At 60.9% G+C, this 21,130-nt stretch carries 17 protein-coding genes; 9 read left to right on the top strand and 8 right to left on the bottom strand.

Annotated elements, in window-relative coordinates:
- Position 1: 1 nt before the first annotated feature.
- The 8 genes from shn_RS20500 to shn_RS20460 form a co-directional block, all read right to left on the bottom strand.
- On the bottom strand, positions 2–1,177 hold the full coding sequence (locus shn_RS20500) for an acetate/propionate family kinase (RefSeq protein WP_064332056.1): 1,176 nt from the start codon (positions 1,175–1,177) through the stop codon (positions 2–4).
- Positions 1,174–2,586: a bifunctional enoyl-CoA hydratase/phosphate acetyltransferase gene (locus shn_RS20495; protein ID WP_064332055.1), complete on the bottom strand. Its 1,413-nt coding sequence runs from the start codon at positions 2,584–2,586 to the stop codon at positions 1,174–1,176. The genes shn_RS20500 and shn_RS20495 overlap by 4 nt, the downstream gene beginning before the upstream one ends.
- A 7-nt stretch (positions 2,587–2,593) precedes the next feature.
- Complete coding sequence (locus tag shn_RS20490; protein ID WP_245337331.1) at positions 2,594–4,351, bottom strand: alpha/beta hydrolase; 1,758 nt, start codon at positions 4,349–4,351, stop codon at positions 2,594–2,596.
- A 23-nt stretch (positions 4,352–4,374) separates the two neighbouring features.
- Entirely contained in the window at positions 4,375–4,989 is a 615-nt protein-coding gene (locus shn_RS20485) for a TetR family transcriptional regulator (protein WP_233290649.1), read from the bottom strand.
- Between the two features lie 188 nt (positions 4,990–5,177).
- Complete coding sequence (locus shn_RS20480; RefSeq protein WP_009450497.1) at positions 5,178–6,200, bottom strand: FUSC family protein; 1,023 nt, start codon at positions 6,198–6,200, stop codon at positions 5,178–5,180.
- Between the two features lie 9 nt (positions 6,201–6,209).
- The gene (locus tag shn_RS20475; protein ID WP_009450498.1) at positions 6,210–7,379 is read right to left on the bottom strand and encodes an HlyD family secretion protein; all 1,170 of its coding nucleotides are present in this window, start codon (positions 7,377–7,379) and stop codon (positions 6,210–6,212) included.
- A 37-nt stretch (positions 7,380–7,416) separates the two neighbouring features.
- Positions 7,417–8,613, bottom strand: a complete 1,197-nt coding sequence (gltS, locus tag shn_RS20470; protein ID WP_035224722.1) for a sodium/glutamate symporter — start codon at positions 8,611–8,613, stop codon at positions 7,417–7,419.
- Between the two features lie 477 nt (positions 8,614–9,090).
- The gene (locus tag shn_RS20460) at positions 9,091–9,747 is read right to left on the bottom strand and encodes a TetR/AcrR family transcriptional regulator (RefSeq protein ID WP_064332052.1); all 657 of its coding nucleotides are present in this window, start codon (positions 9,745–9,747) and stop codon (positions 9,091–9,093) included.
- A gap of 331 nt (positions 9,748–10,078) precedes the next feature.
- Here shn_RS20460 and shn_RS20455 point away from each other — a divergent pair, with 331 nt between their 5' ends.
- The 9 genes from shn_RS20455 to arcA all read left to right on the top strand — a co-directional run bounded on the left by shn_RS20455 (position 10,079) and on the right by arcA (position 21,126).
- Complete coding sequence (locus tag shn_RS20455) at positions 10,079–10,591, top strand: HdeD family acid-resistance protein (protein WP_245337330.1); 513 nt, start codon at positions 10,079–10,081, stop codon at positions 10,589–10,591.
- A 46-nt stretch (positions 10,592–10,637) separates the two neighbouring features.
- Positions 10,638–10,880: a hypothetical protein gene (locus tag shn_RS20450; protein WP_191856007.1), complete on the top strand. Its 243-nt coding sequence runs from the start codon at positions 10,638–10,640 to the stop codon at positions 10,878–10,880.
- 432 nt (positions 10,881–11,312) lie between these two features.
- Positions 11,313–12,380 carry an HlyD family secretion protein gene (locus shn_RS20445; RefSeq protein ID WP_064332049.1) on the top strand — a complete coding sequence of 356 codons (1,068 nt, stop codon included), beginning with the start codon at positions 11,313–11,315 and terminating at the stop codon, positions 12,378–12,380.
- Positions 12,377–15,163, top strand: coding sequence for a ribosome-associated ATPase/putative transporter RbbA (rbbA, locus tag shn_RS20440; RefSeq protein ID WP_064332048.1), 2,787 nt, complete (start codon positions 12,377–12,379; stop codon positions 15,161–15,163). The genes shn_RS20445 and rbbA overlap by 4 nt, the downstream gene beginning before the upstream one ends.
- 3 nt (positions 15,164–15,166) lie before the next feature.
- A complete protein-coding gene (locus tag shn_RS20435; protein WP_009450506.1) occupies positions 15,167–16,279 on the top strand; it encodes an ABC transporter permease in 1,113 nt (370 codons plus the stop codon).
- 85 nt (positions 16,280–16,364) lie between these two features.
- A complete protein-coding gene (adhP, locus tag shn_RS20430; RefSeq protein ID WP_040672457.1) occupies positions 16,365–17,405 on the top strand; it encodes an alcohol dehydrogenase AdhP in 1,041 nt (346 codons plus the stop codon).
- Positions 17,406–17,442: 37 nt separating this feature from the next.
- Positions 17,443–18,093 (top strand): CBS domain-containing protein, encoded by a 651-nt coding sequence (locus tag shn_RS20425; protein WP_009450508.1) that lies wholly within the window; start codon positions 17,443–17,445, stop codon positions 18,091–18,093.
- Positions 18,094–18,454: 361 nt separating this feature from the next.
- Complete coding sequence (locus tag shn_RS20420; RefSeq protein ID WP_009450511.1) at positions 18,455–19,888, top strand: YfcC family protein; 1,434 nt, start codon at positions 18,455–18,457, stop codon at positions 19,886–19,888.
- An 11-nt stretch (positions 19,889–19,899) separates the two neighbouring features.
- Positions 19,900–21,126 (top strand): arginine deiminase, encoded by a 1,227-nt coding sequence (arcA, locus tag shn_RS20415; RefSeq protein WP_009450512.1) that lies wholly within the window; start codon positions 19,900–19,902, stop codon positions 21,124–21,126.
- Positions 21,127–21,130: the final 4 nt, after the last annotated feature.

Raw genomic sequence — 21,130 nt, 5'->3', positions numbered from 1 at the left:
CTCAGCCTCCCGAGATTCTCAAGGCGTCAGTGGCGATCACCTGCTCCTCATCGGTCGGGATGACAAGGACGGTAAGACGACTGGCAGGACTGCTGATGACGGGACCGCTCCCGGCGTTCGCTCCAGGATCGAGATCAATGCCGAGCCACATCAGCCGGGTGCAGATATCAGCTCTGATCGTCGGCTGATGCTCGCCGATCCCGGCGGTGAATACGAGAGTGTCGAGGCCGCCCAGCGTCGAGGCAAGCCGGGCAATCTCACCGGCGACCCTGAAGGTGAACAGCTCGATTGCTTCCTTGGCTTGCTGCTCATCACTCTCCAGAAGCACGCGGCTGTCGGCGCTGATGCCGGAAGCGCCCAGCAGACCCGAACGGTGATAGAGGAGATCCTCGATTTCGCCAGGATCTCGCCCGGCCTTTAAGAGGTGTATGACCACGCCGGCGTCGAGCGCCCCGCAGCGCGTCGCCATCGGTACGCCGTCCAGCGTTGAGAAACCCATGCTGGTGTCGCGGCTGACGCAGTTGTGCATCGCGCAAAGACTGGCGCCGGAACCGAGATGGGCGACGATGACCTTGCCCGCCGCCTGCTCCGGCCATTTGCTGATAAGCTGGTTGGCAATCGATCGATAAGAAAGGCCGTGGAAGCCATAGCGTTTGATACCCTCTTCGTAGAGCTGCCGCGGCAGGGCGAAGCGGCGGACGACGTCGGCATGCGAGCGGTGGAAAGCCGTGTCGAAGGAGGCGGTCTGCCTGATTTCTGGCCGAAGGCGCGCGATCGCCCGGACAAGGCGCAGCGCCTGGGGCTGATGAAGCGGCGCAAGCGGTATCAGCGCTTCCATCTGCGACATCGCCTGATCGTTGATGAGCACCGGTCCGTCAAACAGGTCACCGCCGTGCACAACGCGGTGGCCGATAGCGGCGATGCCGGATAAATCATAGTGCCAGGACAGCCGGTCGAACGCTTCGCGCAAGACCTCGTCCAGTTCTTCCTCCGCTTTGGCTTCCAGCTCAACATCGAAGCGATCCGGGCCTTCGGAAAGCTCGAAGCGCAACGGGGCCTTGCGGAAATCGATCATTCCCTTGCCGATTCGCGTGAGGCCACCGCCTTCAACGGCGAACAGGCCGATCTTGACCGTGGAGGAGCCGGCATTGAAGGTGACAAGCAGTTGCTGGCTCATGAGATGGCCCCCGTTCCGGGTACCTGATTGCGGGCGACGAGCAGTCTTGCGAGCGTTGCCGAGGCGATGCGCGCCGAAAGCGGATCGGAGCGGCTGGTCAGCACGATCGGCACGCGCGCGCCGAGCACGATGCCGGCCGCGGTCGCCCCCGCGAAATAAATCAGTTGCTTGGCGAGCATGTTGCCAGCCTCAAGGTCCGGCACGAGCAGGATGTCGGCCTCGCCCGCGACGGGAGAGACAATGCCCTTCGTCTTCGCCGCATCGAGATCGATGGCATTGTCGAAGGCAAGCGGGCCATCGACACGTCCACCGATGATCTGGCCACGCGCCGCCATGACGGTCAGCGCCGCGGCGTCAAGGGTGGATGGCATCTTCGCGTTGACGGTCTCGACTGCTGCGAGCACCGCCACGCGCGGCTCTTTGACGCCAAGAGCTAGAAGAAGGTCGATAGCGTTCTGGCAGATGTCGCGTTTCTGGTCGAGCGTCGGCTGGATGTTGATCGCAGCGTCGGTGACGATCAGCGGCTTGCCATAGGCCGGGACGTCGAAGGCGAAGACGTGGCTGACGCGCCGCTCCGTTCTGAGACCGGACCCGGTGGCGAGGACGGCGCCCAGAAGCTCGTCGGTATGCAGGCTGCCCTTGACCAGAACCGAAACCGTACCGCCGACCGCGAGTTCCACGGCGCGCGCGGCTGCCGCATGGCTGTGCGCAACGTCCTCGATCGCCATGTCGCCGAGATCGATCCCTGAGGCTTCGGCGGCTGCGCGAATCTTCGCCTCCGGCCCGACCAGCAGCGGGTCGAACAGGCCCTGTTGGCGGACCTCGACCGCAGCCAGGATTGCTCCGGCGGAGCACGGGTGTACAATGGCGGCCCGAACCGGGGGGAGACTACGAGCTTCGGCAACAAAAGCCTCATATCGGCTTGCTCGCCCTGTATCCTGCAATGCGACGGAGGAGGGTGTTGCGGTCCATTCGACCGACTTGTCGGGCGCGATCACCATGGCCTTACCGGTCAGGACAAGTTCCGCTTTCTGATTTGCGCAGATCGTCTCCAGTGCAACAGTGCGATTGTCCGGGTTTTTCTGCACCACCCGCACGGTTGCCGTGATCGTGTCGCCGGCGGCGACCGGCTTCACGAAACGGAAATCCTGTCCCAGATAGATCGTCCCTGGCCCCGGAAGCCTTGTGCCGATCACCAGAGAGACCAGCGCGCCTGTCCAAAGCCCGTTGGCAACGATATCGTTGAAGAACGTCGTTGCCTCCGCTGCCCCGTCACCAACTGCCGGCCTTTTGCCGAGCATCGCTGCCAGCAGATCGATGTCGGTATCACCTGCCACCCGTGTGAGGCTTGCGGTATCGCCGACCTGTAAATCGGCGAAGGTATGATTTGTCAGTAATTTTTCCGCCATCGCACTCTCACTTCTGGAACACGTAGGCACCGGGCGCTTCTGCAATGGCAGGAAAACCCCTCTCGGCGGCACCAAGCTGAGGCGGGGCTACACGAACCTTGCCTGAATGTGTAGCCAGCCACGGCAGCCACGCCTCCCACCAGGAACCGCCCCTCTCCTCTGCCTCTGCTGCCCATTCGTCGGGTCCGAGGCAGATGTCGGCTGCCAGCCTGGTCGCGATGCGATAGCGGCGACCGCGATGGCCCGGCTCGCTGACAATGCCTGCGTTGTGCCCGCCGCTGGCGAGAACGAAGGTAACATCGGTATCGGCTAGCTGGTGGATCTTGTAGACCGATCTCCATGGCGCGACATGATCGCGTTCCGTTCCCACGACGAACATCGGCACGCGGATATTCTGCAGCGCCGCCGGACGGCCATCGATGATGAAGCGGCCGGATGCAAGCTCGTTGTCCAGGTAGAGACGCTGGAGGTATTCGGCATGCATGCGGTAAGGCATGCGCGTGGAATCGGCATTCCAGGCCATAAGGTCGTTCATCGGCGTGCGTTCGCCCATGAGATAGTCGTGGACCAGTCGCGACCAGACGAGGTCATTGCTCTTCAGGATTTGAAAGGCGCCGGCCATCTGGCTCGCCGACAGATAGCCCCGATCCCACATCATGCTTTCAAGAAAATGCATCTGGCTCGGATCGATGAACAGCGCCAGTTCGCCGGGTTCGGAAAAATCCGTCTGGGCTGCGAAAAGGGTGAGCGTTGCCAGCCTCCCGTCGCCGGCGCGCCCCATCGCAGCCGCCGCCATCGCGAGAAGCGTACCGCCTAGACAATAGCCAGTGGCGTGGATCTTGCTGTCGGGAACGATGGCGGCGATCACGTCGAGCGCGGCCATGACACCCAAACGGCGATAATCGTCCAGCGTCAGATCGCGATCGTCTGCCCCAGGGTTTCGCCAGGAAACGGCAAACACCGTGTGCCCCTGCCCGACCAGATAGCGTACCAGGGAGTTCTCCGGCGACAGGTCAAGGATGTAGTATTTCATGATCCAGGCCGGCACGATCAGCACCGGCTCCGCCACCACGGTGTTGGTCGTGGGGCTGTACTGGATCAGTTCGATCAGATGGTTTCGGAAGATGACCTTGCCGGGAGTGATCGCGACATCCCGGCCCGGTGCGAACCCTTCCGCACCGACGGGCGGGCGGCCGCCTGCAAGCCTGTTCACATCTTCGAACCAGTTCTGGAACCCCGAGAGGAAGTTTGCCCCTCCAGTGGTGATGGTTTTGTTGATCACCTCGGGATTAGTGAACGGGTTGTTGGAGGGCGAGAACATGTCGAGCACTTGCCGCGCGGCGAAGGAGACCACGTCCTCGTGGTGAGGAGCGACGCCCGGCACCTCCCGCGTCGCATTGTGCCACCACTGCTGGGCGAGCAGGAACGCCTGGGCATAGGCCGCAAAGGGGAGTCCCTTCCACGCCTCCCCGGTGAAGCGGTAGTCGCCCGGCAAGGACTCGATGCAGGATGGAGTGTCGTCACCGAGACTGGCGGCGCAGAGATAGCCCGACAGCCGGGCGCTTTTCCGCACCCCCTTGTCGATAAGCTCCAGACGCTTCCCCGGCGCCGAGGCCAGATGAATCGACCAGTCGAACAATGCTAGCGCCAGCGCCGCGGGCGAAAGCCCGCCGGTGATCCGCGCGCTCCAGGCTTCGCGCATCCGATCAATGGCGCGGAAGGCCTCCGTGCCGAGAGTATCGTGAGGGACATCTGCCGCCCTCATTCCTGACCTGCTCAAATCATTCATTATGTCTCCCGACTGATCGGCACGGTGGCCCTCATGGTCTGGCATTCCTTGTCTTCGTTCATGATGAACTCGACAATCTGGGAGACCAGAGCCATCAGTTCACGATCACTTCCGCTCTTCTGGAGGGCTGGTGTGCCGATGACGTCACGAAGAATACTGACCCCGGCCAGAAACGCGGCGACCATTGACGCGCGCCGCTCGGACATGAGCGGGCATTTGGAAGCGAACGGCTTGACGAACCCGTCGTCGATGAGCTCACGAAAAACACGCGATGCCTCTGGACTGGAAAAAGATCGCGCGAGGATGTCAAAAGGCCGGATTTCGTTGGCGCCCTTCTCAGCGAGGATGTCTTGCGCGAGCGTCATATGCAACTCGCTCGCCTCGCCGACGAGCCAGGCCTCCGGTTGAAGTATCGCCTTGACTGCTGCCCGGAACAGCTCTTCCTTCGAACCGAAGGAACGATGAACATAGGCCATGTCGACACCGACATCGGCGGCAATGTCTCGCAACCCGGTTTCCTCATAGGAGTGGGTGGAGAAGCGAAGTATCGCGGCTTTCAGGATGCGCTCACGGGTGGTGTCTTCCGGGACGGGCCGGATCATTCGGTTGGGCATAATTTCTCCAAATAAACGGTTGTCCAGTCTATCGGCGCAACGAAAGGCAGTCAACAGCCGATGACCGACGCTGTGATGTGCTCTTCGTTTCGCGTTTTTTCACAAACTCGGAGTAATCGCGCCAAATTACCTTGAGAGAGGAGCGCTTGATCGCGAGTCATTTAAAATGTTCAAACCCTTGCTTTCGTTCAGCGCCGCAGGGTTGGTCGTTCCCACGCATTGGCCATGCTTTCGAGCGTCGCCGTCATCAGCGCTGCGACTGCGGTTCCGACGAAGGTCAGTGCCAGGCGGGTTAACGCTGCATAGGAAGGTTCCTGCGTGGTAAGGGCACCAACGATCAGTGACAGAGCGGCCGATGCGCTGAACTGGTAGACCATCGGAGGATGGCGGCCGATCATCATCATGGTGGCGAAATATAGCACCGTGAGAAAGACCAGACCGACCAGCATGAAGAAATGGGCGTTCAGGGTCATCAGGAACAGGGCGACACCCGCTGCGGATGCACCTAGCACCGTCGCAAAGATCCGTTCCCGGGCCTCTGCAAACAACTGCTCGCGTGTCGGGAAACACAGCACGAATATCGCGGCGATCGCCATCATCATGTTGGACATATCGATGAAGCTGTAGAGCCAGAAGCTGAGCCCGAGCAGGACGACCGCCCGGATGAGCGCCGATCGCACGTGATTGCCCGGTGCGGGCGTATATTCGTCGATCATTTTCTCCTGGGTAGCCGGCGGAATGAGGAGGTAAAGGACCGGAATCGCGATCAATGCGAGGATGCCCGCCTCGACCACCGAATCACTTAGGGCGTCGAGCGCAGTGATGGAGTTCATACCCAGGATAGAGGCGAGGCCAACGGACACCAGGATCAGCATCCCCATCGGGTTGCCGGTGCTCTGGATGAGATAGAACGCGACGAAATAGAGGCTGCCGACCGCGATCAGGAACGCCACCGGCCAAGACATGAGAAGGGTGAGCACGCCGCTTGCCAACCAAATCATCATGATGAGCGCCAGAGGACCTCCTATGGCTTTCTTCGGATCGAAGGCCTTGCGCATGCCGGCCATCAGGCCAAACGGCAGGGCCGCCATCAGCGCCGGCATAGAGGGCATGACAAAGGGTATCGCGCCCACCGAGATCACCGCAAGCAGCGCCATGCGCAAAGGAAAATTTGGGTCGTCGCGAAAGCTCGGCCGGGGCGAAACATACATGGCCCCACCTCAATACAGATAGGACAGAAGCGACTGGGCGCGGTGCAGGGCCATTGCGATCCACGCTGACGGATTGCTTTCGCCTGCGGCGTAGACCACGACGGTGGCCTTCGCGCCCACCCTGACGGTGCGAGGCCATTCCGAAAGCGCTCGATCGAGTTCAATGCGCACGGGAAACCGGCGGGCCGGCTCGAACCAGCGCGTTTCCGGCTCGTTCTGCACCAGACCGCTGGATGCGGTCCGTCCGGTATCGATGCCCCAGCCGACGCTGTGTACGGTCCCGGTAAAAATCTGCCCCGGCAAGGCATCGAAAAGCAGGCCCACCTTGTTGCCCGGCTCGATATTGGCGAGCTGGTTCTCGCGCATATCGGCCGTGATCCAGGCTCCCCTTCCGTCGATGAAGGTGAGAGCGGCCGAACCCGCGCTCACGTACTGGCCGACTGCTAGATCGAGATTCGTGACCACGCCGAGCGTCGGTGCCACGACCCGTGTGTAGATCAGGTCGAGCTGCGCCCTTTCCAGCTTGAGTCGAGCGGCCTTGATGCGCGGATTGCTGGCGCCCGCCGCCCCCAACTCGGCTTCCGCGCTAGACAGATCAGCCTCCGCCGCATCGACCTCCGCCTGCGCGACCTCGAGTTCCGCGCGAGATGCTTCCTCCTGCTTCCGCGCGGCAACACCACGCTGGACAAGGCTTTGCGTCCTGGCGTTCGAGGTCTTGGCGTTTTCGAATTTGGCCCTGGCCTGCGACACCTTGGCCTGTGCAGCGATCAGCGCCGCCGACGAGGCGTTGATTGACTGGGTCGCCTGTTCGAGTTCGACTTCCGCCTGCTGGACCGCGATCTCGAACGGGCGCGGGTCGACCACGTAAAGAAGATCGCCCTCCTGGACAATCGTATTGTCCTCAACGTGGACGCTGATTACCGGGCCTGAAACACGGGGCGCTAGTCGGGCAATGTAGCCGCTGACCGTGCCGCGGTCGGTATAGGGGGCGAGCTTGTCGGAAACGGCGTACCAGGCTACGAAGGCGACCATGAGCCCGATAACGAGCACGCCGACCCGGACTCCCGTCCTGGTCGGCCCCGCCTCGACCGGAGCGTCAGCCAACGCTTCGGGGGCACGGTCGGCGGGCCTGTCCTCAGAAGAGCCTGTCGGCAGGTCATGTTGGTTCTTATCATCCATTTTTTTCTCTTGGGGTTCGGACGAAACGTAGCCGGCGCTATCCTGCGAATATGGCGATCACGACCGCATTGACGAGGTCGATGAAGAAGCCGCAGACGAGCGGCACGACGATGAAGGCCCTGTGCGCCGCGCCATATTGCTGGGTGACGGCCGTCATGTTGGCGATGGCAGTGGCAGTGGATCCGAGCGTGATGCCTCCGAAGCTGGCAGATATCACGGCCGCTTCGTAGTCACGCCCCATGGCGGGAAAGACGATGAAAACCGTGTAGACGATCGTGAGCGCGATCTGCACCGCGAGCGCGGCGACGACAAAGGTGAAGACGCCGCTCAACTGCCACAGTTGCAGGCCCATCAGCGCCATCGTCAGGAACAGGCCGAGAGAGAGGTCGGACAGAAGCGACAATCCTTGTCGCACGCCGGGCCAGATGCGGGTGATGGCCGCCCCGGCTGCCAGCGGCATCAGATTGCGGATTGCAATGCCGGCCAGCAGGCAACTGACGAAGGTCGGGAGTCTGAAGCCCGTCAGCGCGATCAGGGAGTCGAGCGCCATGCCGAGCATGACCGCGACATTGAGCGCCAGGATCGCCCAGAGCAGGCAGAAATAGTCCATCTTCGGCTCCGGCTCCTCATGGGCGGCGCCGACGTCGATATCTGCGTCGCCCGAGGTGACGATTCCATTGCGGCGGATCAGCAGGGCGGCCATGGGGCCGCCGATCACACATGCCGCGATCAGCCCGACCGTGTTGCTGGCGATGCCGAGCTCCATCGCGTTGGCGATCCCGAGGTCCCCGACGAAGATCGGCGCCCAGGCGACCGTGGTGCCGACCCCGCCCGTCAGCGAGACGGACCCGACCATCAGGCCGGCCTTCGGATCGAGCCCGAACAATGCGGCGATCCCCATCCCCGTGACGTTCTGGATGAGCATGAACGCGGTTGCGAGCGCGAGCAGCACGATGAGCGGCCTGCCGCCCTGCAAAAGGGTGGCCGTATCCGACTTCAGACCGATGCTGGCGAAGAACAGCAGCAGCAGGTGGTCACGCACGCCGAGTTCGAACTGGATTCTCCAGCCCGCAATCCAGTAGGCCAAAGCCACTAGCAAGGCGCACAAAATGCCGCCGACAACAGGCTCCGGTATCGAGTACTTTCGCAGCACCGCGATGTTCATCGTCAAGATCTTGCCCACGATGAGGAGCAGGACCGCAATCGTGAAAGATAGAAAGGGGCTAACTTGAATCATCTTTTTCGGCGGACTTCCATTGATTGATTTCTGGCGGGACCATCCCTAAGCGTGCGCAGACAACCCATTCCAGTGGTGGCCTTTCGATTCCATGCGTTTGCAGAAGAGGCTCGGGTCATCGGCTTACTGCCGATCCGAGCGCGTTACCTGCCGCGCGGCCAAGTCTTTCGACCTGCTCGCCGATGCTGCGCCGCATAGTCGATTCGAAAACAGTGATCGGCGCACTGACGGCCACGCTCGCCGCTACGCCGACGGTCTGCGCTGCTTGCATCGCCCCCGCCCCGAGGTGGTCCCCCAGACCAACGTCGGCATCGATGCTCGCGTGTCTCGTCGCCGCCCCCAGCGCACCCACCTGCGTGACGCCTTCAACCGTGGCTCTGCTCGGAACCATTGTGTCCTGAGATCGGGAAGCACAGTCCGAAACAGGCAGCCAGCGTGTTATTGCGCGGCGTTTTCCGATCGTGTGGATGCCACTCATAGTTCCATCTCAATTCCTCGGACGAAGATATCGATGGTGCGTTCAAGGGCGGCCCGGTCTATCCCCGCGATCCCCGGCGGCGTCCGCTGAAGAACGGCCTGCCGCAGTTGCGGTATCATCGTGATGGACAGGAATATCTCCGCATCACGGGCCAGACCGGGTTCACTTGCACCGTGGTCGCGCAGCACGGCCATTACCTCCTCGCGGATCGGCGGCATTCCATACTGGCCGACGAGACTCGCCAACTTCGGAAACTGCCACGACTCGCCAACAACAACTCTTTCCAGGGAAATGATGAGCGGATCAGTCGCTACTTCTAGAATGCGCAACGACAAAGCCAGCAGCTTGTCCCGCGGAGTCTTGCCCGACAACTGCTCCGTGACGATATTCGATAGGCCCGTGTTTACAACATCGAGGACAATCGCTTCGAAAAGTGCGGCCTTGCCTGGATGGCGCGAATAAAGAGTCCGCTTGGAAATTCCAATTTCCGCGGCGATCGCGTCCATGCTCGTCTGCGCAAACCCGTCTCGCAGGAACAGCTTGCGCGCAGCCGCCATGATCCGGGCCGATATGCGTTCAGACTCCGCCGGTGTCGGCCGTCCGCCGTGGTGGCTCGCCACACGCGCGTGATTGATCTTGTCGGTCCGCGTCATTGAAGCGCTTTCTGCAACGTTGCCTTATGAACGGAGGGGCTTGCGGGCAAAGTCGGCCCTTTCTGACGTCACAGGGATTGGCAGGGAATGCCCCCGGAGACGGAACACTCCTTCAGTTGGCGTTCCTTGACGAGTTGGCTTGTTAAACGATACGGTGTCGTTTACTCTGTTTAGCGGGGAATCTCAACCGGTTTGCATCTAGGGTTTTAGGGTGGGGTGCGGCGACCGCGAATCGCTCTGCGCTGCACAGACATAAGGAGAGCTGCATGGCAGCATTGAACTCATTAAAGCTCACTCGGGACGATCTCGAACGTCTGCGATCGAGATGGGGGTGCTGGTCGGCGCAGGCATCGCCCTTGCGGCAGTTGGAGTACTGGCTCTCGCCAATGTCCTTATGGCCACTGTGGCGTCAGTTTTCTTCGTCGGTGCGATGATGCTCGTCGGAGGCTCCGTGCAGGTCATCTGCGCCTTCAACGTCAAAGGTTGGAGACAGTTCGCCGGCTGGCTGCTGATCGGTGCCTTTTACATCGTCGCCGGTCTGTTCGCATTTGCCAACCCGCTTTTCGCCTCGACGATCCTGACGCTGCTTTTTTCTCTGAGCATCATCACGGCGGGCGCTATGCGTATCGTTACCGGCTTTGCGTTGCGACCCGCGCAAGGATGGGGCTGGCTCGTGCTGGCGGGTATTATTGCATTCGTCGCCGGGGCGATCGTTATTGCCGGATGGCCTGTCAACAGCCTGTGGCTGATCGGGGCGCTGCTGGCGTTCGATCTCCTTTTCAACGGCTTGGCCATGATCATTTTTGCCTTTGCGCTGAGACGGCGACCACAGTCACCCGCTTGAGTTTCTTTTGCCACCTTTTGGGAGGGCGCGTGCCATGGAGACGGGAATGCACGACCGCATTAGGCCGGGCCTCGCCCTCCCGACCGACAGCCGCTCACGCTCGCGTGTCGGCGGCGCCTTGCTGGTCCTCGTCGTCGTGTCGGTATCGATCTGGACGATGCTGGCGATCTGGCATCAGGTTGAGCCACCAGTCACCTGGCCATCCCTCGCCGCCGCGGCGGCGGCGCTCGCAATCCTACGCCCGAACCATCCGCTCAAGACAAATCGGCGTCCACCGTTGACATTTTAGTCATCGAGTGATGATATGCTCGCGATTTCAAGACAAGCGTTGATGAGGCTGGGGCAAATAGCAGTTCTTCACGCAAACACTCTGGTGAACCATGAAGAACGTGCAAAAAAACCCGTCTACGGCGAGCTTTCTATTAGGTTTGAATCTCGAGACCACAAGGCAGATTAGTTGCAAGCCGTGCGAAGGCAGCAGATCGCTGCGACGACTCATTCTCGCCCGACTTCCTCGCTCTCTCGATTATCGCGCGCAATCAACCACTCGTTCGCAACCGGGGAGGGAAGCGGGACCGTCTCGTATTTGCCCGAGCGCGGCTTTCCGTGACCAACACAGGCTCTTTTCCATGGCAATGACATTTCGCATGATGACCTCAGATAATCTCCATAGCCATCCGCGGTACGCTCGTGCGGCCGCTCCGCGAGGGGAGGTCCGCGCATGAAATCTCTCAAGAACTGGATTGTCGCGATCGTCGTCCTTGCCGGCGTCGCCGGCGCTTATTACGGCTTGCGCATTTATGACGGATCCGGGCTTCCGGCCGGGATCGCCGGCGGAAACGGTAGGATCGAGGCCACCGAAATCGACATTTCCACGAAGACCCCCGGACGCATCAAGGAGATTTTGGTCGACGAAGGCGCGTTCGTCAGCGCCGGCCAGGTGCTGGCCATCATGGATACCCAGCAACTGGAAGCGCAGCGGAAGCAGGCCGAAGCCTCGTTGCAGCGCGCTATCATCAGCGTCGACACCGCGAGAAGCCTTCAGTCCCAGCGCGAGGCGGAGCGGGAAGCTGCCGCAGCGGTGATCGGCCAGCGCGAAGCTGAACAGGATGCCGCAGAGCGCAAACTCGCACGCACCGAGCAACTGATCAGAACCAATACGACATCCCTGCAAACACTTGACGATGACCGGGCATCGGCACAGAGAGCACGGGCAGCTGTCGCGGCTGCGAAGGCGTCGCTTTCCGCGTCCGAGGCCGCCATCGGCGCCGCCAAGGCCCAGATCATCGATGCGGAGGCCTCCGTCGTGGCTGCGCAGGCGGCCATCGAAAGCATCGTTGCGGATATCAATGACAGCACGCTGAGATCACCCCGCGAAGGGCGCGTACAGTACCGCGTTGCCCAGCCTGGCGAAGTGCTGTCGTCTGGTGGCCGCGTCCTCAATATCGTCGATCTCAGCGACGTTTACATGACCTTCTTCCTGCCGACCGAACAGGCGGGCCGCATTCAGATGGGATCCGAGGTTCGTCTGGTTCTCGACGCCGCCCCTCAATACGTCATCCCCGCTACGGCAAGCTTCGTGGCGGACGTCGCACAATTCACACCCAAGACCGTCGAGACCGAGGAGGAGCGGCAAAAACTGATGTTCCGCATCAGGGCGAAAATATCGCCTGAACTGCTGCGCGAGCATATTCAGTACGTCAAGACTGGGCTCCCCGGTATGGCCTATGTCCGCATTGCGCAGGATGCCGAATGGCCTGCACATTTCACCGAGGCCCTGGTGAAATGAGCAGTTTATCGCCGGGAGAGAACGACGCGCAGGGATCTCCTTCCGCCGTCGTCAAAATCAGGGATGTCAGCCTGTCTTACGGCAAGACTCGCGCGCTTGATGCTGTCAGCCTCAACATTCCCGCCGGCATCATGGTCGGGCTGATAGGTCCCGACGGCGTCGGAAAATCCAGTCTGCTCAGCCTGATTGCGGGCGCGCACAAGGTTCAGGACGGCCATATCGAGGTGCTGGGCGGCGACATCGCCGACAAGAAGCACCGCGACCGGACCTGCCCGCAGATCGCTTACATGCCCCAGGGCCTCGGAAAAAACCTCTACCCGACGCTGTCGGTGTTCGAGAATATCGAGTTCTTTGCGCGCCTGTTCGGCCAGGACAAGCGTGAGCGTGAGATCCGCATCGGCGACCTGCTCCGGCGCACCGGGTTAGCCCCCTTCCCCGATCGCCCTGCCGGTAAATTGTCGGGCGGAATGAAGCAGAAGGTTGGACTTTGCTGCGCCCTGATCCATGACCCGGATCTGCTGATCCTCGACGAACCGACCACAGGCGTTGATCCCCTGTCACGCAGGCAATTCTGGGAGCTGATCGACGATATCCGCCGCGACCGCCCGTCGATGAGTGTGGTTGTCGCGACCGCCTATATGGAGGAGGCGCAGCGCTTCGACTGGCTGGTGGCGATGGATGACGGCAAGATCCTTGCGACCGGAACGCCGCAGGAGTTGCTCGCGCGCACCGGAGCGGCCAACCTCGATGCCGCGTTCGTCGCCCTTCTTCCGGAAGAGAGACGTTCCGGTCACCACGAGGTGGTCATACCGCCCCGATCCGACGAGGGGCGGGCGGACTTCGCCATCGAAGCCGAACACCTGACCATGCGGTTCGGCGACTTCACCGCCGTCGACAATGTCAGCTTCCAGATTCCGCGCGGCGAAATCTTCGGCTTCCTCGGCTCGAACGGCTGCGGCAAGACCACGACCATGAAGATGCTTACCGGCCTCCTGCCGGCGACCGAGGGAACCGCAAAGCTGTTCGGCCACGAGGTCGATCCGAAAGATATCGAGGTCAGACGGAAGGTCGGCTATATGAGCCAGGCTTTCTCGCTCTACACCGAGCTTACGGTCCGCCAGAACCTCGACCTGCACGCCAGGCTGTTCAGCCTGCCGCCCGATAAAATCCCGGCGCGCATTGCGGACATGGCCGAGCGCTTCGACCTCAATGAAATCATGGATACGTTGCCGGATGCGTTGCCGCTCGGCATCCGGCAGAGATTGTCGCTCGCCGTAGCGATGATCCACGCGCCCGACATTCTGATCCTGGACGAACCAACATCGGGCGTCGATCCGGTGGCGCGCGACGGGTTCTGGCAGATCCTCTCCGACCTGTCGCGCAAGGATGGCGTGACGATCTTCGTTTCGACCCATTTCATGAACGAAGCCGAGCTTTGCGACCGTATTTCACTCATGCATGCCGGCAAAGTGCTTGTCAGCGACACGCCACGCGGCATCATCGAAAAGCGTTCAGCTGGGACGCTGGAGGAAGCCTTCATTTCCTATCTGGAGGAGGCTATCGGCGACAAGACTTCACCTGCGTCCGCCCCAATCGCGCAGCGTGAAGAGGCGGATGAAGCCGCCGCGCCCCCGCCGGCTTCATCCGCCAGCTCGACTTTCAACCTACGCCGTATGCTCGCCTATACGCGGCGGGAATCGCTCGAATTGCGCCGGGATCCGATCCGCGCGACGCTCGCCATTCTCGGCAGCGTCATTTTGATGTTCGTCGTGGGCTTCGGCATCAACATGGATATCGAGAACCTGTCCTTTGCCGTGCTCGACCGGGACGACACCACGATCAGCCGCGACTACACACTCCAGATCGCCGGATCCCGCTATTTCACGGAGAAGGCGCCGATCGTCGATTACAACGACCTCGATCGACGCATGCGCAATGGCGAACTCAGCCTCGCACTGGAGATCCCGCCAGGCTTCGGGCGCGATGTCGCGCGGGGCACCAAGGTCGAAATCGGCGCCTGGATCGACGGTGCAATGCCTTCGCGGGCCGAGACTGTGCGGGGTTATGTGCAAGGCATGCATCAGACATGGCTCACCCAGAAGGCACGTGAACTCTATGGCGACGCGGCAACCACCGGCACCTTCCAGATCGCCCTTCGATACCGCTACAATCCGAGCGTCGAGAGCCTCAAGGCCATGGTGCCGGCCGTCATCCCGATGCTGTTGATGATGATCCCCGCCATGCTCGCCGTTCTGAGCGTCGTGCGCGAAAAGGAACTCGGCTCTATCATCAATTTCTACGTGACGCCCGTCACTCGGGTGGAGTTCCTCCTCGGCAAGCAGTTACCCTATACCGCGCTTGCCATGCTCAACTTCTTCATGTTGACGGCCTTCGCGATCTTCGTGTTCCGGGTGCCGGTGACAGGCAGCTTCCTGACGCTGACCGGTGCTGCACTTCTCTACGTCACGGCGGCGACCGGGCTGGGACTTCTCATTTCCACCTTCATGAGCAGCCAGATCGCTGCGATCTTCGGGACCGCGCTGATCACACTCATTCCGGCCGTCCAGTATTCCGGAATGATCGATCCGGTCTCCTCCCTAGAGGGGGCCGGCGCATTTATCGGACAGATCTATCCGGCGACCTACTTCGTCACAATCGCCCGCGGTACGTTCTCCAAAGCGCTGGAGTTCCGCGATCTCGCAGCGTCCTTCATCCCGCTCCTGATCGCTGTCCCGGTTCTTCTCGCCAGCAGCGCGGCGCTCCTCAAGAAACAGGCGGGGTGATCCATGCGCTTGGCCAATATCCTTCAACTCGGCGTCAAGGAGCTACGCGGTCTCGCCCGGGACCCTATGCTTGTCGTCCTTATCCTCTATGCCTTCACCCTGTCGATCTACACGGCCTCGACCTCGATGCCCGAGACGCTCAACAAGGCAGCCATCGCCGTCGTCGACGAGGACCAGTCGCCTGTCTCCTCCCGGATCCTGACCGCGTTCTATCCGCCTTATTTTTCCATTCCCAAGATCATATCGCAGCATGAGATGGACAGTCGCATGGATGCGGGGCTCGACACCTTCGCCCTCGACATTCCCCCGAATTTCCAGCGTGATCTGCTTGCCGGTCGAACGCCGACGATCCAGCTCAATGTCGACGCCACCCGCATGTCGCAGGCCTTCAGCGGCGGCGGCTATATCCAGTCCATCGTTTCCAGCGAAGTCAACGAGTATCTCGACCGCTACCGTGGAACCACCGAGGTTCCTGTGGATCTCGCTCTGCGTTCTCGCTTCAACCAGGAGCTCAACAAGGGTTGGTTCGGCGCCATTTCCAATGTGATCTCATCGATCACGATGCTTTCGATCGTGCTCACGGGCGCGGCGCTCATACGTGAACGCGAGCATGGCACCATCGAGCATCTTCTCGTGATGCCGGTGACGCCGACAGAGATCATGCTGAGCAAAATATGGTCGATGGGGCTGGTCGTGCTTGTTGCCTGCGCCGTGTCGATCGTGTTCGTCGTGCAGGGGGTTCTTCAGGTGCCGATCCAGGGTTCCGTCGGCCTTTTTCTGGCGGGTGCAGCGTTGCAGCTCATCGCCACCACATGCATGGGAATTTTCCTTGCCACCATCGCCGGCTCGATGCCGCAGTTCGGCCTGCTGCTGATGCTGGTCCTGCTTCCTCTTCAGGTCCTTTCGGGCGGCCTCACACCGCGCGAAAGCATGCCGCAGATCATTCAGGACATCATGCTCGCGGCGCCAAACACCCACTTCGTGATCCTTGCACAATCGATCCTGTTTCGCGGCGCGGGCCTCGATGTGGTCTGGCCACAGCTGCTGGCTCTCGTGCTGATCGGCGCGGCGCTCTTTGTGTTTGCGCTCCGCCGCTTCCGAACCTTCTTGCAATAAGTGAGGCCGCGGTGATCCGCGCAGCCTTATCCAGGTAATCGATCGAAATACAGCAGCGATTTATTCGAACGGGAGGTTTGTCGTCATGCAAGGACTTATGAAAGCTGCAATTGTTCATGAATTCGGAAAGCCACTGTTGATCGAAAACGTTCCGATACCCGTACCCGGCCCGGGCGAACTGCTGGTGAAAGTGGCCGCCTGTGGCGTGTGCCACACCGATCTGCATGCCGCCTCCGGCGACTGGCCGGTCAAGCCATCCCTGCCCTTCATTCCCGGCCATGAGGTAGCAGGCACCGTCGCGGCACTCGGTCCAGGTGTCACGGACTTTGTAATCGGCGATGCCGTCGGCATCGCATGGCTCCATGACGCCTGCATGCGGTGCGAACATTGCGAAACCGGCTGGGAGACGCTTTGCAAGCATCAACACAATACGGGCTACAGCTGCGATGGAGGCTTCGCGGAATACGCGATTGCCAATGCTGCATTCGCCGCAAGACTGCCTGACGACGTTGATTTCGCGGCGGTCGCGCCTATTCTCTGCGCCGGGGTCACGACTTACAAAGGGCTCAAGGAAACCGAAGCGCGACCCGGGCAATGGGTCGCAATCTCCGGCATCGGCGGCCTGGGCCAGGTAGCCATCCAATACGCCAAAGCAATGGGACTGAAGGTCGTTGCACTGGATTTGGCGTCTGAGAAGCTCACATTGGCCAGAAGAACCGGAGCCGATCTGGCGCTTGACGCGCGGTCCCCGGACGCCATCGCCGAGGCCCTCGAAGCAACAGGCGGCGGAGCACACGGAGTGCTCGTCACCGCGGTATCGCCTCCGGCGTTCTCGCAGGCGCTCCAGCTCGTTCGACGAAAAGGCACCGTTGCTTTGGTCGGATTGCCGCCAGGCGAATTCGCGACCCCTATTTTCGATGTCGTCCTGAAGCGCATAACCGTGCGGGGCTCAATCGTCGGCACGCGCCGGGATCTTGACGAGGCCATCGCCTTTTTTGCCGAAGGCAAAATCAAGGCTCAGGTCACGCCGGCGCCGCTTGAGGACATCAACCGGATATTTCAGGAGCTGAAAGCCGGCCGCGTCGACGGCCGTGTGGTTCTCGACATGACAGGCAAGGCAGCCTGATCAGTTTGGCGCTGCGGTTTTTGAAAAGGGGTTAGACATGATCACATCCGACATCATGACGCGGGACGTTGCCACGATCAGTGTGGATGCTCATGTGCGTCACGCTGTTTCAGTCATGCTGGAGCGTGGCGTCAGCGGTCTGCCGGTGACGGATAGCGACGGAAAGCTCGTTGGGATCATTACGGAAGGCGATCTGATGTCCCGCAAGGAGATCGGAAGGTCTTTGCTCGATCGGCAGGACCATCCGATGACCGATGAGAACGATCTTAAAAATTACATTCATTGCAACAGCTGGCGCGTTGGTGATGTCATGTCCCCGGAAGTTGTGACAGTAGCTGATACCACCTCCTTGGCGACGGTGACCGAGATGATGCTGAGCCGCAACATCAAGCGTATTCCGGTAACGTCCGACCGTGCGGTTATCGGGATCGTCAGCCGCCGCGACCTTTTAAAGGCGACCTCCTTTTCGGGTATCGAACACATTGCGCGTGGAGACGAAGGTATCAGGCTTGCAGCTTCGGCGCGTATCCGCAATGACCTCGGATTTGATCCGGAAAGGCTGAAGATCGACGTGCACGGCGGGACGGTCGCGGTCACCGGAGTACATTTGACAGATCTTCAACTCCGGGCCGTGAAATGTGTCATCGAGGGCATACCGGGTGCGAGCTTCTCCGGCAAACCGACTTGATATTGTCTTCGCCCAAACCGATGTTGATCGATATCTACGCTTGGCATCCGGTATACCTTACCTGACTGCGCCGGATATCGAAGCGCGGCTCCTTTCCCAGAATTCGGTCAGCAAGCAGACAATGCAGCGCGAGATCGTTGACCGACGCCTTGGTTGAACACAACAGCCCAGGAATCAGCCTTCGGGAAAGTGCCATAGCGTTGAATTCTACTAGTCATCATCTGTTGACTCAGATCAATTCCCTGGCCTAGAAAATAAGCAATGGTCACTTTGGCTCGATGGAGAAGCCTTTCTCTGTTCCGGAGCATTCGCTTGCGGTCAGATGCCAGCTTAGCTTGTCAACTATTTCCTGGGAGGGGGTATGAGCACTGTTTCTGAAGCACCGGAGGAACGACGTTTTCAGTTCCCAACCGCATTCACCATCCTCTTTGGCTTGATCGTTCTAGTCGCCGCACTCACATGGATCATACCGGCCGGGCAGTACGACCGTGTTCAGAATGCGGCCCTGAACAAGCAAGTGCCCGTCGCCGGGACCTATGCGGTCGCTGAGCCGGCGCCGCAGGGGATAGTCGACATCATCATGGCGCCAATCCGCGGGTTCTACGACCCCGCAGCCGGCACCGCAAACGCCATCGATGTCGCTCTTTTCGTCCTGGTGATTGGCGGGTTCATCGGGGTCGTCACCTCGACAGGCGCGATAAATGCCGGAATCGAGCGCGCTATGGCCAAGCTCAAGGGACGGGAAAAGTGGATGATCCCGTTCCTGATGGCGCTGTTTGCCTTCGGCGGCACCACCTATGGAATGGCCGAAGAAACGCTCGCTTTCTATATGCTGCTGATCCCGATTATGATCGCCGCGCGATATGACGCGGTTACCGCCGTCGCCATCATCCTCCTTGGAGCAGGCGTTGGTGTCTTGGGGTCCACGGTCAACGCATTTGCCACCGTTATCGCCTCTGACGCGGCCGGCGTGCCGTTCACGCAAGGGCTGGTTTTGCGCGTCGTCATTCTCGGGCTGAGCTGGCTCGCCTGCGTTGCCTACGTCATGCGGTATGCGGAACGGGTTCGGCTCGATCCGAGCAAATCGCTCGTCTACGACATGAAAGCCGACAACGAGAAGCTTTTCCTCAGCGCTCATCACGAGGGGACGATCGACTTCACCCTGGTACACAAGGTCGTGCTTGCGGTCTTCGGCATCACCTTCGTGGTGATGATCTGGGGTGTGCTCAAGGGCGGCTGGTGGATGGGCGAGATGAGCGGTCTCTTCCTCGCCTCCGCCATTGTCATAGGCGTCATTGCGCGAACGGGTGAGAAGAACTTCACGGATGCCTTCGTTAACGGAGCACGCGACCTTCTCGGTGTTGCCCTGATCATAGGTCTGGCGCGCGGCATCGTTGTCATCATGGATGAGGGCAAGATTACCGACACCATACTGCATTGGGCCGAAGGTTCGGTCGCAGGCCTCGGCAAGGTCGCCTTTATCAACGTGATGTACTGGCTTCAGATCCTGCTGTCGTTCTTCGTGCCGTCGTCGTCGGGTCTTGCAGTCCTGTCGATGCCGATCATGGCCCCGGTCGCCGATTTTGCCGGCGTGGGCCGCGATCTGGTGGTCACTGCCTATCAGTCGGCGAATGGCATCGTGAATCTCATTAATCCGACCTTCGCCGTGGTCATGGGTGCGCTCGCCATAGGTCGCATCCCATACGAACGGTGGCTGCGCTTCATGTGGCCGCTTCTCGTGATCCTCACCGTCATCATCATGGCGAGCCTCAGCATCGCCGCCATCATCGTCTGAAGGAGATTGTCATGCCCCACGCCTACGGAGTCCATTCCGAGGTCGGCAAGCTTCGGCGCGTTCTGGTCCATCGACCTGGGGCAGCGCTTGCCCGGCTCACCCCGTCGAATTGCCACGAACTGCTCTTCGACGACGTCATCTGGGTCAAGCAGGCCCGCGTCGAGCATCTGACCTTCGTGGACGCCATGCGCCATCGCGGCGTCGAGGTCGTGTTTCTGCGCGAGATGCTGGTAGAAACGCTACAGATTCCCGAGGCTCGCCGATGGCTTCTTGAACGGCGGGTCAATGACGACACGGTTGGCGTCGGCTTCGCCGATGATCTCAGGGCGCATCTGATGGAGATCGAGGCGGACGCCCTTTCCCTGATCCTGCTGGGCGGACTGAGCAAGACGGAGTTACCGATCAAAAGCGCCGGCCTTCTCGCCGAAACGCTGCGGCCGGAGGATTTTGTCCTGCCGCCGCTTCCCAATCACCTCTTTACCCGTGACACGACCTGCTGGATCTATGGCGGCGTCACGCTCAATCCGATGCGCTGGAACGCGCGCAAGCTCGAGACCGTCAACATCGCCGCCATCTATCGCTTCCACCCGGATTTCCGCGACATGGGCTTCCCGGTCTGGTGGGGCGATCCCGACAAGGACCACGGCCTTGCCACTCTCGAGGGGGGCGACGTCATGCCGATCGGCAACGGAACGGTTCTTGTGGGCATGGGCGAGCGGACGACACCACAGGCCGTCGGTCAGCTCGCGCGGTCGCTGTTCGCACAGGGCGGCGCGGAAAGAGTGATCGCCTGCAAACTGCCTATCGAGCGCGCCTCCATGCACCTCGACACCGTCTTCAGCTTCTGCGACCGCGATCTCGTGACGCTGTTTGCGGATGTCGCCCACAAGATCGAGCCCTATTCCATTCGTCCGGGCGAGCGCGAAGGCACGATCGATGTACGCAAGGAAGAGCGGCCGCTCGTAGAGGTCGCGGCCGAGGTGCTGGGGCTGAAGCAGTTGCGCGTGGTCGAGACGGGCGGCGATGCCTATGTCGCTGAACGCGAGCAATGGGATGACGGCAACAACGTCGTGGCGCTCGAGCCTGGCGTCGTCGTCGCTTACGACCGCAACACCTACACCAACACCCAACTGCGCAAGGCAGGCGTAGAGGTCATCACCGTGCCGGGCGCCGAACTCGGCCGCGGCAGGGGTGGCGGTCATTGCATGACGTGCCCCCTCATCCGGGATCCGGTTTAAAGGA

Source organism: Shinella sp. HZN7, assembly GCF_001652565.1.
GTDB classification, from domain to species: Bacteria; Pseudomonadota; Alphaproteobacteria; order Rhizobiales; family Rhizobiaceae; genus Shinella; species Shinella granuli.
Note: the sequence above shows the minus strand (reverse complement) of the source record. Positions and strands in the feature narration are given on the sequence as shown.

Coding starts and splice junctions, on each gene's coding strand:
- shn_RS20500 (WP_064332056.1), bottom strand. CDS start 1,177: ATGAGCCAGCAACTGCTTGTCACCTTCAATGCCGGCTCCTCCACGGTC.
- shn_RS20495 (WP_064332055.1), bottom strand. CDS start 2,586: ATGGCGGAAAAATTACTGACAAATCATACCTTCGCCGATTTACAGGTC.
- shn_RS20490 (WP_245337331.1), bottom strand. CDS start 4,351: ATGAGGGCGGCAGATGTCCCTCACGATACTCTCGGCACGGAGGCCTTC.
- shn_RS20485 (WP_233290649.1), bottom strand. CDS start 4,989: ATGCCCAACCGAATGATCCGGCCCGTCCCGGAAGACACCACCCGTGAG.
- shn_RS20480 (WP_009450497.1), bottom strand. CDS start 6,200: ATGTATGTTTCGCCCCGGCCGAGCTTTCGCGACGACCCAAATTTTCCT.
- shn_RS20475 (WP_009450498.1), bottom strand. CDS start 7,379: ATGGATGATAAGAACCAACATGACCTGCCGACAGGCTCTTCTGAGGAC.
- shn_RS20460 (WP_064332052.1), bottom strand. CDS start 9,747: ATGACGCGGACCGACAAGATCAATCACGCGCGTGTGGCGAGCCACCAC.
- shn_RS20450 (WP_191856007.1), top strand. CDS start 10,638: ATGCACGACCGCATTAGGCCGGGCCTCGCCCTCCCGACCGACAGCCGC.
- shn_RS20445 (WP_064332049.1), top strand. CDS start 11,313: ATGAAATCTCTCAAGAACTGGATTGTCGCGATCGTCGTCCTTGCCGGC.
- rbbA (WP_064332048.1), top strand. CDS start 12,377: ATGAGCAGTTTATCGCCGGGAGAGAACGACGCGCAGGGATCTCCTTCC.
- shn_RS20435 (WP_009450506.1), top strand. CDS start 15,167: ATGCGCTTGGCCAATATCCTTCAACTCGGCGTCAAGGAGCTACGCGGT.
- adhP (WP_040672457.1), top strand. CDS start 16,365: ATGCAAGGACTTATGAAAGCTGCAATTGTTCATGAATTCGGAAAGCCA.
- shn_RS20425 (WP_009450508.1), top strand. CDS start 17,443: ATGATCACATCCGACATCATGACGCGGGACGTTGCCACGATCAGTGTG.
- shn_RS20420 (WP_009450511.1), top strand. CDS start 18,455: ATGAGCACTGTTTCTGAAGCACCGGAGGAACGACGTTTTCAGTTCCCA.
- arcA (WP_009450512.1), top strand. CDS start 19,900: ATGCCCCACGCCTACGGAGTCCATTCCGAGGTCGGCAAGCTTCGGCGC.